Consider the following 15,324-nt stretch of genomic DNA (forward strand, 5'->3'; position numbering starts at 1 on the left):
TAGAACCAACAGTCTTGGGCACAGGTTTCGTTATGCCAGAATGGGAGTAGATATCTGTTCCTTGCCACGCAGGACCGCATCATCTCAATTCGTGATCATGCGGATCTATGCAAAAAAGGCTCCGCCGGAGGGCGGAGCCTTGGAGATCGGTTTTGTCGCTGATCAGTTCAGAGAGTAGGTCAACTGAAGGCCGACGCTCCAGGCAGAGTTGCCGCTGAATTCACCACCCGTGGTGGTTGTCGCATCGCCAATGTCCGTATAACGGACACCGCCCGAGATCTGAGCATTTTCCACGGTGTAAGTACCGCCTACGCCAATGCTCCAGAAACCGTCAGTCGGCCCCAAGTTTGATACTTCGGTACCATTCGACTTTTCGTAAGATGTAGATATCGCACCAGAAAAAGCCTCTGAGAACTGATATCCCATTCCAAGAGTATAGGTGAATGTGTCGTCGTCAAAGTCGACGAGGTTGTCCCCAACGATCCCGACATAGGCGGCAGGTGCCACTACTGTCTGAGGCCAGTCAACCCAGCGGATCGATCCAAACACCAGCGTTTTTGGGGCAACCCCGGTCTGGAAATCCAGGTTGATGGATTGCGGTGTCTCGACCCTGGTCGTGTCATCGATTGTTTGCAACCCGGCGGGGACGGGCGGCACTACGTTGAACGACTCGGTCGACGACAGATCGTGAGTGATCTTGGAGTTGTAGACCAGCGAAACCCGAGCTGCGATTTCAGGTTTTTCCCAGGCAACCCCGACGAGATAACCAAAGTCAGTATCGGCATCCGCATCAAATTCGTATCCGGCTGCTGCCGGTACAACGACTTTTGCGCTAGCACGTTGCGCGCGAATACCGCCAATGGCGCTGAAGCCACCGTCAAGCTTGTAGCGCAACAATGCGGTGAGGGAGTCGACATCAGCGCTGGCCCTCAGAATCCCGCTGCGTCCTCCAAACGCTGCAGTTGGATTCTGCGACAGGGGATAGTCGGCGGAATACCCAATATCCGCACCGAATGGTTCATCATAGATCAGCGCAAAGTCCAGTTTGTCAGTAAATGAACGTTTGTAAGCCAGGCCCGGTGAGAAGAAAGCATTCGACACATCACCTGATTCTACGCCATTTTGTTCACCGCTTACGTCGGGTGACGCATATCCAAGACGAAGTTGGACCACGGATCCCTCTTCGAAAATGATATTGATTCCCTGTCCACTACGGTCCAGACCACCGGCTTGAATGCTTGTTGCGCCCACGCACAAAGCACACGCCTGTAGAAGCGTCTTCTTCATCCATTCCTCCCAATTATATCGCTAAGTTGCGCGAATTTGTGGTGTCTGCGCACAACCGAGTTATTCTTACAGGTGGATTTCACTCTCTCAACAATAGCTGGTCAACGGGTGACTGAACGTTACCCTTAGTGAGTGTTGCGAGAATCTGTTGCTAAACTGTTACGGTTTTCCGACTGAACGTTAAGGAAGATACCCACAAAAATGACAGCAGCCCCCACGAGCGTCCACTGATCGAGAGCCTCATGATAGAAAAGCATACCGACAATCGCGATTGTAGGAAGGCGCGCAAAATCGAATGGGATCACAACCGTAGCCGGTGCGATTGAGAGTGCATTCGTAATGCAGAAATGCGCTAATAGGCCCGCAAGCCCTACAAGCAAAAGCCAAGGCGCGGTTGCCATCGTTGGTAACGCAAGTTCTCCGTCGATCGCAGAGGCTGCCAGCCCAAGACCGGCCTGTATAACGGTCAGCCAGAACATGATGCACCCGATGCTTGCAGAACGCGTGAGTTTTTTGGTGGAAATTGTAGTCAAAGCGAAGAACACCGCCGACATCGCGGCGGCGACAATTCCTGCGCTTAACGGAACAGCCCCCGGTCGTGCGACTATAAGGATACCAGCAAAACCGATAAGTGCTGAAAGGACCCGCACGACTGTCAACCGCTCGGCCAGCAGCATCGGGGACAGCAGGATCACCCAGATCGGTTGCGTAAACTCAAGTGCAAAGACCTGTGCCAGTGGTGCCACGGAAACAGCGTAGAACCAGAGATTCTGACCGGTGAAATGCAGGGTATTTCTTACCCCGTGAAGGCCAATCCGTTCGGTCGATACCTGATGCCACTTTCCGGTAACCGTCAGGACAAGACTGACCACGCACATGCCGACCAGGCTGCGATAAAACATGATTTCAAAGGTGTCATGGGTGACGCTCAGCTCACGTCCGGCCACGGCCATAGACGTAAAAGATGCGATTGCCCCGATCATCCACAGCGCGGCTTTGCCGATTTGGGGTTTGCTGCTTTCCATTGAGTTGCCCGCGCATTAGGAGTTCTACGATGTTGATTGGTAACTAAATATTTGTTTCGCAGAAACAAAAAAGCCGGGCACTGGCCCGGCTTGTTTTCATTCCCACTCGATTGTGCCCGGAGGCTTCGACGTGATGTCATAGGTGCATCGGTTGATGCCTTTGACCTCATTGATGATCCGGGTGGCGGTTTCGCCCAGGAATTCATGACTGAACGGGTAATAGTCGGCGGTCATTCCGTCGACTGAGGTAACTGCCCGCAGGGCGCAGGCATAGTCGTACGTGCGGCCATCGCCCATGACACCGACGGTTCGAACCGGCAGGATCGCCACGAAGGCCTGCCAGATATCATCATAAAGCCCATGTTTGCGAATCTGGTCGATATAGATCGCATCGGCTTCGCGCAGGATATCTAGTTTTTCGCGGGTGATTTCACCGGGGCAACGGATTGCCAGACCAGGGCCGGGGAAGGGGTGGCGGCCGATAAAGCTTTGGGGCAGACCCAGCTCGCGTCCCAATGCGCGGACCTCGTCCTTGAACAGTTCGCGCAGCGGTTCAACCAGTTTCAGGCCCATTTTCTCTGGCAGACCACCAACATTGTGGTGGCTTTTGATCGTGACCGAAGGCCCGCCCGAGAACGAAACGGATTCGATCACATCAGGGTAGAGGGTACCTTGGGCCAGGAATTCCGCCCCGTCGATCGTGTCGGCATGTTTCTGGAACACGTCGATGAACAGCTTGCCAATTATCTTGCGCTTGGTTTCCGGGTCGCTTTGCCCCTCAAGCTCACCTAGGAACAGATCGCTTTCATCCGCGTGGATCAGCCGAATATTATAGTTGTCGCGGAACATGCCGACGACTTCGTCAGCCTCGTTCTTGCGCAACAGGCCGTGATCAACGAACACACAGGTCAGCTGGTCGCCAATCGCCTCGTAGATCAGGATCGCCGCGACCGAACTATCGACACCTCCGGACAGACCGCAAATCACTTGTTTATCGCCCACTTGTTCGCGGATCGTCGCGATCATCTGCTCGCGATAGGCACCCATGGTCCAATCGCCGCTGAATCCGGCGAGCTTTACAAAATTCTCATAAAGCTTGGCGCCCTTTGGTGTGTGGTGCACCTCGGGATGGAACTGAACTGCATAAAACTGGCGGGACGTGTCTGCGGTGATCGCAAACGGTGCGTTGGGCGAGGTGCCATAAACCTGAAACCCCGGCGCGATTTCACTGACATGGTCGCCGTGACTCATCCAGACCTGTTCATCGCCGTCGGTGAACCAACCATCGAGAATATCCAGTTGGCCTTTGGGGGTCACAAAGGCGCGGCCGAACTCTGCGGTGCCATGGCCGCTTTCGACCTTGCCGCCCAACTGGTGCATCATCACTTGCTGCCCATAGCAGATACCAAGGATAGGAACGCCAATGTCAAAGATTTCCTGCGGGACCCGCGGAGACCCTTCTCGTGTCACGCTATCGGGACCGCCCGAGAAAATAACGGCCTTTGGGGCCATTTTCCGAACAAAGTCCGTCGTAACATTCTGATAAGGATGGATTTCACAATAAACATTCAGCTCGCGCAGGCGGCGCGCAATCAGTTGCGTTACCTGGCTGCCGAAGTCGATGATCAGAAGGCGGTCATGGGTGTCTTGGGTCATGGGTCTGCTACTAGGTTGCGAAGATGATAAGCGCAAGGGATTTCAAGTGGTATAGACACGCCAGTTGGTCGTGGTTAGGGCCCGCTAGTCTGGTGGACGGTCCCGAAACGAATGACGAAGACCCGCGCGACTTTAAAAACATGTGCTGGGTCATTTGTGGCGGTTGTCCCCGACATTTTGTCGCTTTTTCCCCTATAGCGCCGTTATCCACGACTGCCATTGCGGCGGGTTCCTGTAACACACATGTAAATTCAACAACTGATACGGGATTTTCTCATGACAGAGGCAAACACCCGGCGCAGGGCGAGAGGTGGCGGTGGCGCTGCCCGCCGGGCCGAACGTACAGCGGTTCGTATCGAGACCGCAAAGTACATCGAACGCAATATTCCGAATTTCGAGGTTCTCAACGAAGAAGCGTTGCAGATCATCGAAACAAATGCGGAAACGCTTCTGGCCGAAGTCGGCGTCAATTTTGTCGACAACCCTGCGGCGCTGGAACGTTGGAAAGACGCGGGCGCCGATGTGGATGGCGAACGGGTGCGCATCCCACGCGGCCTTGCGCGCGAGTTGATCAAAACTGCGCCAAGCGAGTTCACGCAGCACGCAAGAAACCCTGAAAAGTCCGTGGTCATCGGCGGTCGCAATCTGGTTCTGGCGCCGGTCTATGGCCCTCCGTTCGTGCGTGATGCGCAGGGTGGCCGTCGCTATGCGACCATGGACGATTTCAACAAGTTCGTGAAACTGGCTTACATGTCAAAGTGGCTGCACCACTCGGGCGGTACTGTGTGCGAACCCACAGACGTTCCTGTGAACAAGCGTCACCTGGACATGCTGATGGCGCATATGACCTTATCGGACAAGCCATTCATGGGCTCGGTCACCGATCCCAGCCGCGCTCAGGATTCGGTGGAAATGTGTGAGATCCTGTTCGGCAAAGAGTTTGTTCAGGAAAACACGGTCATGACTTCGCTGACCAACATCAACTCGCCGATGACCTTCGACGATGTGATGATGGGGTCGCTGGAAGTCTACGCCAGGAATAATCAGGCCTGCATCATCTCGCCGTTCATCGTCGGTGGTGCGATGGCGCCGGTTTCGATAGCGGGGACATTGACACAGGTTCTGGCCGAAGTTTTGGCCGGTGTCGCGTACAGTCAGATCATCCGCCCGGGAGCGCCTGCTATCTTTGGTGCTTTCGTTTCGTCGATCGACATGAACTCAGGCGCGCCAACCTTTGGCACACCCGAGGCGTCAATGGTTACCTATGGCGCGGGACAGCTGGCGCGGCGTCTGGGTCTGCCGTTCCGCTCAGCCGGGTCGTTCTGTGGCTCGAAACTGCCCGATGCGCAGGCCGCTTATGAGACCGCGAACTCGCTGAACATGGGGCTGATGGCGGGTGTGAACTTCATGCTGCATTCCTGCGGCTGGCTTGAAGGCGGCCTGGTTGCGGACTTTGAAAAGTTCGTCATGGACGCAGATCAACTTGGCGTTCTGCACGGTCTGGCCAAGGGTGTGGCCTATGATGAGAACGCTCAGGCCATGGACGCAATCCGCGAGGTCGGCCCGGGTGGCCACTATCTGGGATGTGCCCATACGCAGGCAAACTTCAAAGAGGCGTTCTGGAAGTCCGACCTGCTGGACTACAAACCTTACGAAACCTGGGAAGACGAGGGCGCGCGCGATACGCGGCAGTTGGCCTCGTCTCGGGTCGAGCATTTGATTGCCAACTACAAGCAACCGGAACTCGACCCGGGAATTCACAGCGCTTTGACCGAATATGTTGAAAAGAAAAAGACCTCCATGCCGGACGCTTTCAGCTGATAACTGAAAACTGTGAGGCGCGGCTGGCTTTGTACAGCTGCGCCTCACCCAATAGCGCGATCAGAAGGTCCAAATGACGGACCAGCGAATAGCCTGCATCTTCTGCCAGTCTCTGCGCGTTAACCTCTCGTTCAATATCCATCAAACGCATCAGCGCCGCACCCGACCCAGGTAGCGATCCGTACCCAAGTATGCGTTGCAGGTGGCGGTCCCGATCATAGTCCTGTGCGCCGTGTTTGGCTGCCCGCGCCAATAGGCGGGGGCGGCGGAGGGCGGAAATCATGGTCATCAGGTCCTGCATCATTGGGCTCCACTTGTCGGATTAATGTTGCCCAATTTGTTACACAACCTAAGCGGGTGTTGCCTTAATCGGGTTCTCCCCGAACTCTCGCTTCATGAGTGTTTATGAATTTGAATGAAATCTGGTCATCACCTCCGGCAGTTAACGAACGAGTAACGAAAGCGACTCTAGTTAGAATTGGTTAACAAAGTCACCGGGGGCGATAGAGAACAGATTGTTTCGTCGATGAGGGCACAGAACTATGGAAAACAACATGGCTTTCACCATTCCGGCTTGGGTACCTGAGGGGGCACAGCGATACCTGGCCCACACAGAAACCGGCCAGTCGATCCGCGATATTGCGCGATCTGCGGGGTGCCATGCTTCGACCATTCTTAGACAAATCCGCCGAATTGAGATGCGTCGTGACGATCCATTGGTGGATGCGGCTTTGCAGTCGTTGGCCGAAGAACATTTTTCGGTCAATGATGCTTCTGATCGCACGGTTTCAGCGTTCAGTCATAATTCACACGTCGAAAAAGAAGAATTCAACCACGAGGCCCTAAGGGTACTGCGCAGACTGTGTGAGACCGGTTCGGTCCTGGCTGTCGCTGAAGAAATGAACAAAGCAGTGGTGGTGCGCGATACCGGCGACGCCGCTGCGACCAGGACTGCAGTGGTTGATTGCAGGATTGCACAGGCATTGGCGTTGAAGGATTGGATTTCCTGCGACAACCCAGGCCGGATATCGCGCTACCGGATTACCAGCGCGGGCCGCACGGCACTGAGCCAATTAATGGCCGATTTCGAGAACCAGGCAAGGTCTCGCAACGAACATGGAATGGCAGAAGCGCCTGCTTCGTTTCATGGGGCGCCCTCTCACGCGACGACAAACCGCGCCCATCCAGAACGTCCCAGAAGAATGCGCTATAGCGCCGCAGAAAGCCCGCTGATCGCCCTGGCAAGGCGTCGGGATCGGGATGGAAAGCCGTTTTTAGATGAAGCACTTGTCGGGGCAGGAGAGCGCCTGCGCGAGGATTTTGAACTGGCTCAGATCGGACCTCAGGTTGCACAGAACTGGGACCATTTCCTGACTGCCGGTGGGCGCGGAAGTTTTGGAAGCGACGACACTGGCAACCGGGGTTCTTCAGAAGCGCGCGACCGCGTAGAGCGTGCATTGTCTGACCTTGGACCGGGGTTGAGCGACGTGGCTTTGCGCTGCTGTTGCTATCTGGAGGGGTTGGAATTGGCGGAAAAGCGAATGGGGTGGTCAGCGCGGTCCGGCAAAATCGTTTTGCGTATCGCATTACAGCGCCTGAAACGTCACTACCAGGATCAGGAAGAGCGAAGCCGTATGATCGGATAACGCTTTGATCGGTTTTGGTTGCGGTTTCAGGGCGGAGTGATAGCTAGGGGTTATGAACTTTACCCTTCGACAGCTCCTATACTTTAACGCTGTTGCGCAACAGCGCAACTTTGGGCGGGCGGCACAGATGTGTAACGTTTCGCAACCGGCATTATCGGTTCAGATCAAGGCGTTAGAAGAAACCCTCGGTGGTGCCCTGTTCGAGCGTAAGGCCCGTGACATATTGCTTACCCCTTTGGGGCGGGATGTGCTCGAATATGCGCGTCAGATACTTGGTGCCTCGGACAGGCTCGACCAATTTGCCAAGGATCACTCAAGCGGGCATCGGTCTTTGTCGATCGGAATAATCCCGACGATTGCGCCCTATGTTCTGCCAGGTGTTCTGGCGGGGTTAAGGGCGGCCGATGTTTCTTTGAGAGTGCAGATACGCGAAGCGCGGACAGAGCGCCTGTTGACGATGCTGCGCGCTGGTGAGATCGACGCAGGTGTGGTCGCGCTGCCCTCCGGGGGAAGCGAATTGTTCGAATTTCCCTTGTTCGAGGATCGGTTCTTATTGGCCGGAAGTTCGGCACGGTTGCGCAATTTTTCCAGCGATACAGAGCGTTTGCGCCCTTTGGACCTTCAAAATGCACAGCTTATGCTACTGGATGATGGGCACTGCCTGACGGATCAGGCCCTGGAGGTTTGTGGTCAGGACCGCAGCAGCGGTCTGATTAACATGGGTGCCTCGTCTTTGGCGACATTATCCCGTTTGGTTGCCGAAGGGTTTGGATTGACGCTCATGCCAGAGCTTGCCGCCCGTTCCGAATCCGACGCGGTACCGGGTCTTGAGCTGATGCGATTTGCCTCGCCGCAGCCGGCAAGGACAGTGGGGCTAGTTCGTCGATCTTCTACCTCGCAGGAAGATTGGTTCGAAAGCCTGGCGGATACCATTCGCACCGTCGGCGAGAGCATTGTCACGCAAACGCGCTATTCACAAAAAAGCCCGCCTGAAGCGGGCTTTTCTGTTGAGGACGAACTCAGGCCAGTTCCGGCTCTTTGACTTCGTTTAGATGTTTCATCAGGTTTTCCGGTGAAGAAACGCCATAGGGGTCCTCGGGGCAGTTATCCATCAGTCCGGGCTCTTCAAACCAGGCTTCTACGATGCCGTCATTGATGATGGCCGCATAGCGCCAGGACCGCATGCCAAAGCCTAGATTATCTTTGTCGACCAACATGCCCATTTTACGTGTAAATTCGCCTGAGCCATCAGGGATGACCTTGACGTTTTTCAGGCCTTGATCCTGTGCCCATTTGTTCATGACAAAGCTGTCATTCACGGACATGCAATAGATCTCGTCCACACCTGCGGCTTTGAAATCTGCGTGGCCGTTTTCAAAACCGGGCAACTGATAGGTCGAACATGTCGGGGTGAATGCGCCAGGCAGTGAGAACAGAATCACGCGCTTTCCTGCGAAATAGTCCGCCGTGGTCTTGTCTTCCCAACGGAAGGGGTTTGGTCCTTCGACAGAAGCGTCTCGGACGCGGGTGTGAAAGGTCACTTCGGGCAGTTTGGTGCCAGACTTCATGATCGAACTCCTGTGAATCACGTACGGTTTTCGTGGACTTAAAAGGATTCCAAATCCGCTTCAATGGCGGATGTTCCAGGTGCGTCAGAATTTACCTGACAACGCGTAAGTTGCAGTTAATAATAGGAAATTATTTAGAATTTTGGCCCTGAGACGTCAAAGTCTTTCACCCTGATGCATAGCGGCTATGCATGGGTGGTGTAATAGCAGAGGTCAGTTTATGTTATGGGTAAACCGAATTGACCCAAAGTCAGAAAGACAGGCCGTGCGCGATCTGAACATTCCCGAACAAAGACACCCAGAAAAGGCTCATCGGCCCGACAATTCGCAGCCGAAAAAGCCCAGTTGGATTCGCGTCAAAGCACCCGGTGGTCAGGGTTATGCCGACACGCGCAAGATCATGCGTGACAACAATCTGGTTACGGTCTGCGAAGAAGCCGGATGCCCCAATGTCGGTGAATGTTGGAGCCAGGGCCACGCGACCATGATGATCATGGGCGAGATTTGTACCCGCGGCTGTACCTTTTGCAACATCGCCACCGGTCGCCCGGATTCGCTGGATGCGTTTGAGCCGGGTCGCGTTGCCCATGCGGTTGAAAAGCTGGGGTTGAACCATGTGGTCATCACATCTGTCGACCGCGATGACCTTGCAGATGGCGGGGCAGAGCATTTTGCGCAGACCATTCGCGCCGTGCGTCACCGGTCTCCGGGTACGACGATCGAAATTCTGACGCCCGACTTTCTGAAATGCGATCCGTCCGTTCTAGAAGTTGTCGTTGAGGCAAAGCCAGACGTCTTTAACCATAATCTTGAAACGGTGCCTGGCCTCTATCCCGAAGTGCGACCGGGCGCGCGGTATTTCCACTCTTTGCGTCTATTGCAGCGCGTGAAAGAGCTGGACCCGTCGGTCTTTACCAAATCCGGGATCATGGTCGGTTTGGGTGAGGATGGTCAGCAGGTCCGGCAGGTCATGGATGATATGCGCGCCGCTGAAATTGATTTCCTGACCATCGGTCAGTATCTGCAGCCCACGCCCAAACACCACGGAGTCGATCGGTTCGTAACGCCGGAAGAATTCGCATCCTATGAAAAGGCAGCTTATGGCAAAGGGTTCCTGATGGTATCGGCCACACCTTTGACCCGGTCGTCCTATCACGCCGGAGACGATTTTGCCCGGCTGCGTGAGGCACGCCGAAAAAAGCTGGAACAGGGGTGACACCCGAAGCGCATGCGCGGCTGACACGCCTGCGCCACGAACTGCATCAATATCCCGAACTATCCGGGCACGAGCGTGAGACCGCTGCCCTCATAACAGATCTTTTGCGGGGGTTCGGTGCGGACCATGTGCTTACCGGACTGGGACGGCACGGTGTTGCCGCGGTTTTTGACAGTGGGCAGGCTGGGCCAACCGTTGGTATCCGGTGCGAATTGGATGGGCTGCCGATTCAAGAACTTGGAACGCACCTATATGTGTCGAAGGTTCCGGGCAAAGGACATCTGTGTGGCCATGATGGGCACATGGCGATGGTGCTTGGCGTTGCCGACGACCTGGCGCGTCACCGACCCCAAAAGGGTCGGGTGGTTTTGATCTTTCAACCGGCTGAAGAAACCGGGCTGGGCGCCATCGCCTTTCGCGCGGACCCTCAATTCGCGAAGATCGCGCCGGACTACGTGTTCTCTCTGCACAACCTGCCGGGGTTGGAACTTGGCGCTGTTGAGTTGTGTCAGAGTTCGGCTAACTGCGCCTCGCGCGGGATGAAAATCATCCTGACCGGCAAGACGTCCCATGCGGCTGCGCCTCAGGATGGGATTTCCCCGGCTGAGGCGATGTCCGAACTGGTTTCGAAGCTGGCGAGTTTAGGCGCAGGCGGCGCGTTGGATGCCGATTTTGCGCTGACAACTGTGACGCATGCCCGTTTGGGAGAGCCGACTTTCGGCGTGGCTCCGGGAAAGGCCGAGATCTGGGTGACCTTGCGCACCGTTTCAGATGCCCGGATGCGGACGCTGATGACAGAGGCCGAGGCACTGGCGCGCCGCGCCGCATCCGCCGACAGTCTGGAGGTTGAGATCACCTATGACGATGTCTTCGAGGCCTGCGTCAATCACAGCGACGCGGTGAGCATCATCGCAATGGCCTGCGCCGAGCGTGGAGTACCGTTCCATTCAACAGAGACGCCGCAAAAGTTCTCAGAAGATTTCGGGCAATTTGGGAAAGGCGCGAAAACGGCCATGTTCTGGCTGGGGTCGGGGCAGGATCATCCGCAATTGCATAACCCTGACTATGATTTTCCAGACGCACTTATCCCGGTAGGAGTAGACGTATTTGTTGCCGCAATTCGATCACTTAATGGCTGAAACTTCAGTTTACGAGATCGCTGACTATTCCAACGGCATCAATGACTGTCTTAGTGTCATCTGATATCGACAGGATTTCGTCATCCACGCGGATATATCGCTGACCGGCGGGTAGGGGCTTCAACTTCCAGCCGTCCAGGTCATCAAGATAATCAAAATTCAGATCGTTAGGGAGTTTCTGACCTCGCGTATAACGCTTGATCTGTCCGGGCGGTACACCAACGCCATTATTGGTCTTTATCGACTTTTCGATTTTCGACTTGTCTGGGCCTTTCCCTTTGCCCTTGTTGTCTTTTGCGTCCGCAAGACCAACCGTTGCGGCGACTGCGCAAGTCGCCAGAAGCCCAATAGACATTACTTTCATAAGCAGAATCCTCCTAAGATGATCGGAGGGTAATCTGTTGTTGAGGGCGTTGTCCAATGGTATTCAATTAGGTGAATGCAAATGTGCGCAGCAACTTTGACTATTGGAATCTGGGTTTTTTATCCTTCTCAGTCTTCGATAAAACGAACCTTACCAATAAACGGCAAGTTGCGATTGCGCTGTGCGTAATCGATCCCGTAACCCACAACAAACTCATCAGGAATTTCAAACCCGATCCAGTCCGAACGGAAATCGACTTCGCGCCGGCTGGGCTTGTCCAGTAGTGCGATCGAGCGAAGTTTTCCAGGATCGCGGCTTTGCAGCAGATGAGTAACGTGGTTCAGCGTGTGCCCGGTGTCGACGATATCCTCGACCACAAGAACGTCGCGACCCTCAATAGCGCCGCGCAGGTCTTTTAGAATGCGGACTTCCCGGCTGCTTTCCATCGCATCCCCGTAGGATGACGCCTCAAGGAAATCCACTTCGATGGGCAAGTCCAATTCGCGCACCAGATCGGCGATAAAGACAAAGCTGCCACGCAGCAGGCCGACAACGACCAGCTTGTCGGTCCCGTCGAATTCGGCAGTGATTTCGCGGCAAAGTTCTTCGATCCTGGCGGCAATGGCCTTTGCCGAGATCATCTCATCAATCACATATCCGCGCTGGCTCATCGCTGCCCCCTTGATCTTTGGCGCGCAACATACGACATGACGCGCCATTGTCACCTGCAAAAACCGGACGCCATGCCTATACATTCGGAAACGCGACACCTGCCTTACACTGCGCAACAGATGTACGATCTGGTTGCCGATGTAGCAAAGTATCCCGAGTTTTTGCCCTGGTGTGCGGCTGCACGTATCCGACGCTCATATGCAGCAGGAGAGGCACAGGTGATGGAAGCGGACCTGATCATTTCGTTCAAAGTGTTCCGCGAACGCTTTGGCAGCCGGGTTACCCTGTTTGCCGAACAACGCCGGATCGACACGGAATATCTGGATGGGCCCTTCAAATACATGAAGTCGGACTGGCATTTCGAGGACGCAGCAGAAGGCGGGTGCAACGTTTCGTTCCATGTTGATTTCGAATTCAAGAATGCCATTCTTCAGGGTATCATCGGAGTGGTCTTCAATGAGGCGATGCACAGGATCGTGAGGGCGTTCGAGGGCCGGGCAGAGGAATTGTACAGCTAAGTCTTTACCCGAAAGCGGCGCTTGCTAGACTGCGCCACATGACTGATTTTACCACAGCATTGGCCGATTTTGCCTCGGGGCCTGTTGCGACCTCGTCAGAGGCCCGTCTCGTAACCTCTCTGTCTGCGCTGGATTGGGTGGTTGTTGGCCGCGTCGGTGTTAGCGAACCCGTATCTCAGACCGTGCGCGCACTGGTTCTGGATGAAGGAGGCAACCCGCAGGCCCATCTGTTTGGCGGGGGGCTGGCTCCCGTCAGGGCAGCAGGTTTGGTTAACGGAACCATTTCCCACGCTTTGGATTATGATGACACGCATTTTGCGCATATCGGGCACCCTTCGGTCGCGGTTATGCCTGCGGCCTTTGCTCTTTGTGATTGGGACGACCGGATTCTTGTCGATGTCCTTGAGGCCGCTCTTGTCGGGATGGAGGTTTCGATCCGCGTAGGGCTTTGGCTGGGGCGCGCGCATTACCAAGGTGGGTTCCATCAGACCGCGACGTCAGGTGCCTTTGGTGCGGCGGTCGCCGCTGGCCGGGTGCTGCGGTTCGATACGGAAAAGATGCGCCGGGTTCTTGGTCTGGCTGCCACCCGCGCCGCAGGGCTGAAAGCTCATTTCGGCACGATGGGGAAGCCCTATAATGCCGGGCTAGCTGCCGCTGCAGGGGTTGAGGCTGCGCTGTTGGTGTCCAAGGGGTTTGATCCCAACTCGGATGCGCTTGAGGGGCCCTATGGTTTTGGTGCAACCCATCTGGGTCAGTTCGAACAGGCCGCTGCTCTGGATGGAATAGGAGAAACGTGGCTGTTCAAAGATGTAAGCCATAAGTTTCATGCCTGCTGTCATGGGTTGCACGCCGCATTAGAGGCCGCACGTGACCTGGATATTGCAGAGCCCGAAGTAGCCGAGATCAGGATCAAGACCCACCCACGTTGGATGACAGTGTGTAATCAAACCTCTCCGACCACCGGGTTGGGGGCCAAGTTTTCCTACCGGACGGTAATTGCTATGCAAGCGCTGGGATATGACACAGCCTTGCCAGACAGTTTTTCGGATAAGGTATGTGCGGATAGGCGCCTGCAATCGCTGCGGGACCGGATTTCAGTCGAAGCCGATGAGACGCTGTCTGAAACTCAAGCGGATCTGTCTTTGCTGCGCCGCGATGGGGTACGAAAACAGGCCAGCCACGATTTGCTTGGCCCTATGACATTGGCCGACCGGGAAGACCGGGTCAGAAGCAAGGCGGCCAAGCTGATCGGTGCCGAGGACGCAGACGCGATCTGGTCGATGCTGCGTACCGGTGGCCGCACCCGTGATCTGGCGAAAATGCTGGCGCGTTAGACGACGCGCCAGTGCAAGGGGAACCCGGGTTCGAATACTGTTACCGGGCCGTCGTCAGTTTCGATCTTGTCGGGATATTCAACGGGGTCGCCCTTGGTAAGGGCGATGGTTTCTTTATTCACCGGCAGGCCATAAAACGCAGGTCCGTTCAATGATGTGAACCCTTCCAGCTTGTCCAGCGCACTGGCTTTGTCAAACATCTCGGCCACAAGGGACATTGTGTTTGTAGCGGTGAAGCAGCCCGCACAGCCACAGGCCATTTCCTTGTTTGCATCTGTGTGTGGCGCGCTGTCGGTGCCAAGGAAGTAGCAAGACATCCCAGAAGTTGCGGCGCTCATCAAAGCCTGGCGATGGGTCTCGCGCTTGGCCACGGGCAAGCAGTAGTAATGCGGTTTGATCCCGCCCACCAGGATGTGATTGCGGTTGATGATCAGGTGATGGGCCGTGATTGTTGCGGCCAGATCATCTCCACCGGATTGCGCATAATTTGCACCCTGAGCCGTCGTGATGTGTTCCATCACGACTCGCAAACCAGGAGTCGCCTGGCGCAGTGGATCAAGTATCGTATCGATGAAAACCTCTTCGCGGTCGAAAATGTCGACCTCGGCATCGGTGACTTCACCATGGACACACATCGGCAGACCGATCTCAGCCATTCTCTCAAGCACCGGGCGGACCTTGTCGAAATCACGCACGCCCGAGGCGGAATTGGTGGTTGCGCCTGCGGGATACAGCTTTACGGCCTTGATCAGCCCACTTGCATGGGCCGCGGCGACATCCTCGGCGTCGGTGTCTTCGGTCAGGTACAAGGTCATCAGCGGCTCGAACGGCATGCCTTCGGGCAGGGCGGCCAGAATGCGGTCGCGATATGCGGCGGCCTGATCGCCGCGCACAACTGGCGGAACGAGGTTCGGCATTATGATCGCACGGGCAAAATGGCGTGCGGTTTCGGGCAGAACGGCCTGCAACATGGCGCCATCGCGCAAATGCAGATGCCAGTCATCGGGGCGGCGAATGGTGAGGGTATCAGTCATGCGCATCCGCTAGCACAGCCTCGGCCAAAGACCAACCAAACCGT

15 protein-coding genes are annotated in these 15,324 nt (G+C 55.6%); 7 read left to right on the top strand and 8 right to left on the bottom strand.

Annotation, left to right across the window (positions count from 1 at the left end; genetic code table 11):
* Positions 1-162: 162 nt before the first annotated feature.
* From AC2FFB_RS01450 to guaA, 3 genes are all read right to left on the bottom strand, one after another.
* A complete protein-coding gene (locus AC2FFB_RS01450; protein ID WP_142634147.1) occupies positions 163-1,287 on the bottom strand; it encodes an OmpP1/FadL family transporter in 1,125 nt (374 codons plus the stop codon).
* A gap of 125 nt (positions 1,288-1,412) precedes the next feature.
* Positions 1,413-2,312 (bottom strand): DMT family transporter, encoded by a 900-nt coding sequence (locus AC2FFB_RS01455; RefSeq protein ID WP_142634145.1) that lies wholly within the window; start codon positions 2,310-2,312, stop codon positions 1,413-1,415.
* A gap of 96 nt (positions 2,313-2,408) precedes the next feature.
* Positions 2,409-3,968 carry a glutamine-hydrolyzing GMP synthase gene (gene guaA, locus AC2FFB_RS01460; protein WP_496874408.1) on the bottom strand — a complete coding sequence of 520 codons (1,560 nt, stop codon included), beginning with the start codon at positions 3,966-3,968 and terminating at the stop codon, positions 2,409-2,411.
* 276 nt (positions 3,969-4,244) lie between these two features.
* Here guaA and AC2FFB_RS01465 point away from each other — a divergent pair, with 276 nt between their 5' ends.
* Entirely contained in the window at positions 4,245-5,789 is a 1,545-nt protein-coding gene (locus AC2FFB_RS01465; RefSeq protein WP_281972186.1) for a trimethylamine methyltransferase family protein, read from the top strand.
* On the opposite strand, the gene AC2FFB_RS01470 is transcribed toward AC2FFB_RS01465, so the two are convergent.
* Complete coding sequence (locus tag AC2FFB_RS01470; RefSeq protein ID WP_142634139.1) at positions 5,782-6,090, bottom strand: DUF6477 family protein; 309 nt, start codon at positions 6,088-6,090, stop codon at positions 5,782-5,784. The genes AC2FFB_RS01465 and AC2FFB_RS01470 overlap by 8 nt on opposite strands.
* A 241-nt stretch (positions 6,091-6,331) precedes the next feature.
* Between AC2FFB_RS01470 and AC2FFB_RS01475 the strand changes: the two genes are divergently transcribed.
* Together AC2FFB_RS01475 and AC2FFB_RS01480 are read left to right on the top strand one after the other, a co-directional pair.
* Entirely contained in the window at positions 6,332-7,435 is a 1,104-nt protein-coding gene (locus tag AC2FFB_RS01475) for a DUF6456 domain-containing protein (protein ID WP_496874409.1), read from the top strand.
* Positions 7,436-7,487: 52 nt separating this feature from the next.
* The gene (locus tag AC2FFB_RS01480) at positions 7,488-8,477 is read left to right on the top strand and encodes a hydrogen peroxide-inducible genes activator (RefSeq protein WP_496712601.1); all 990 of its coding nucleotides are present in this window, start codon (positions 7,488-7,490) and stop codon (positions 8,475-8,477) included.
* On the opposite strand, the gene AC2FFB_RS01485 is transcribed toward AC2FFB_RS01480, so the two are convergent.
* The gene (locus AC2FFB_RS01485; RefSeq protein WP_496687851.1) at positions 8,455-9,003 is read right to left on the bottom strand and encodes a peroxiredoxin; all 549 of its coding nucleotides are present in this window, start codon (positions 9,001-9,003) and stop codon (positions 8,455-8,457) included. The genes AC2FFB_RS01480 and AC2FFB_RS01485 overlap by 23 nt on opposite strands.
* A gap of 265 nt (positions 9,004-9,268) precedes the next feature.
* Between AC2FFB_RS01485 and lipA the strand changes: the two genes are divergently transcribed.
* Complete coding sequence (lipA, locus tag AC2FFB_RS01490) at positions 9,269-10,219, top strand: lipoyl synthase (protein WP_142634131.1); 951 nt, start codon at positions 9,269-9,271, stop codon at positions 10,217-10,219.
* Positions 10,216-11,358, top strand: a complete 1,143-nt coding sequence (locus AC2FFB_RS01495) for an amidohydrolase (protein WP_496874410.1) — start codon at positions 10,216-10,218, stop codon at positions 11,356-11,358. The genes lipA and AC2FFB_RS01495 overlap by 4 nt, the downstream gene beginning before the upstream one ends.
* 4 nt (positions 11,359-11,362) lie before the next feature.
* On the opposite strand, the gene AC2FFB_RS01500 is transcribed toward AC2FFB_RS01495, so the two are convergent.
* Together AC2FFB_RS01500 and hpt are read right to left on the bottom strand one after the other, a co-directional pair.
* Entirely contained in the window at positions 11,363-11,722 is a 360-nt protein-coding gene (locus AC2FFB_RS01500) for a hypothetical protein (RefSeq protein ID WP_282118568.1), read from the bottom strand.
* A gap of 128 nt (positions 11,723-11,850) precedes the next feature.
* Positions 11,851-12,393: a hypoxanthine phosphoribosyltransferase gene (gene hpt, locus AC2FFB_RS01505; RefSeq protein ID WP_142634125.1), complete on the bottom strand. Its 543-nt coding sequence runs from the start codon at positions 12,391-12,393 to the stop codon at positions 11,851-11,853.
* A gap of 72 nt (positions 12,394-12,465) precedes the next feature.
* Here hpt and AC2FFB_RS01510 point away from each other — a divergent pair, with 72 nt between their 5' ends.
* Entirely contained in the window at positions 12,466-12,912 is a 447-nt protein-coding gene (locus AC2FFB_RS01510) for a type II toxin-antitoxin system RatA family toxin (RefSeq protein ID WP_142634123.1), read from the top strand.
* A gap of 38 nt (positions 12,913-12,950) precedes the next feature.
* Positions 12,951-14,246: an MmgE/PrpD family protein gene (locus tag AC2FFB_RS01515; protein WP_496874411.1), complete on the top strand. Its 1,296-nt coding sequence runs from the start codon at positions 12,951-12,953 to the stop codon at positions 14,244-14,246.
* Here AC2FFB_RS01515 and pyrC read toward each other — a convergent pair.
* Entirely contained in the window at positions 14,243-15,280 is a 1,038-nt protein-coding gene (gene pyrC / locus AC2FFB_RS01520) for a dihydroorotase (protein ID WP_496874412.1), read from the bottom strand. The two genes, AC2FFB_RS01515 and pyrC, sit on opposite strands and share 4 nt — an antisense overlap.
* Positions 15,281-15,324 lie beyond the last annotated feature (44 nt).

The organism is Ruegeria sp. YTSA219, assembly GCF_059609985.1.

What these genes read in the sequence shown, in the direction of transcription:
- AC2FFB_RS01480 (WP_496712601.1), top strand. Translation starts at nt 7,488, where the DNA reads ATGAACTTTACCCTTCGACAGCTCCTATACTTTAACGCTGTTGCGCAA.
- AC2FFB_RS01465 (WP_281972186.1), top strand. Translation starts at nt 4,245, where the DNA reads ATGACAGAGGCAAACACCCGGCGCAGGGCGAGAGGTGGCGGTGGCGCT.
- AC2FFB_RS01450 (WP_142634147.1), bottom strand. Translation starts at nt 1,287, where the DNA reads ATGAAGAAGACGCTTCTACAGGCGTGTGCTTTGTGCGTGGGCGCAACA.
- AC2FFB_RS01470 (WP_142634139.1), bottom strand. Translation starts at nt 6,090, where the DNA reads ATGCAGGACCTGATGACCATGATTTCCGCCCTCCGCCGCCCCCGCCTA.
- AC2FFB_RS01500 (WP_282118568.1), bottom strand. Translation starts at nt 11,722, where the DNA reads ATGAAAGTAATGTCTATTGGGCTTCTGGCGACTTGCGCAGTCGCCGCA.
- AC2FFB_RS01515 (WP_496874411.1), top strand. Translation starts at nt 12,951, where the DNA reads ATGACTGATTTTACCACAGCATTGGCCGATTTTGCCTCGGGGCCTGTT.
- AC2FFB_RS01510 (WP_142634123.1), top strand. Translation starts at nt 12,466, where the DNA reads ATGCCTATACATTCGGAAACGCGACACCTGCCTTACACTGCGCAACAG.
- pyrC (WP_496874412.1), bottom strand. Translation starts at nt 15,280, where the DNA reads ATGACTGATACCCTCACCATTCGCCGCCCCGATGACTGGCATCTGCAT.
- guaA (WP_496874408.1), bottom strand. Translation starts at nt 3,968, where the DNA reads ATGACCCAAGACACCCATGACCGCCTTCTGATCATCGACTTCGGCAGC.
- AC2FFB_RS01485 (WP_496687851.1), bottom strand. Translation starts at nt 9,003, where the DNA reads ATGAAGTCTGGCACCAAACTGCCCGAAGTGACCTTTCACACCCGCGTC.
- hpt (WP_142634125.1), bottom strand. Translation starts at nt 12,393, where the DNA reads ATGAGCCAGCGCGGATATGTGATTGATGAGATGATCTCGGCAAAGGCC.
- AC2FFB_RS01455 (WP_142634145.1), bottom strand. Translation starts at nt 2,312, where the DNA reads ATGGAAAGCAGCAAACCCCAAATCGGCAAAGCCGCGCTGTGGATGATC.
- AC2FFB_RS01475 (WP_496874409.1), top strand. Translation starts at nt 6,332, where the DNA reads ATGGAAAACAACATGGCTTTCACCATTCCGGCTTGGGTACCTGAGGGG.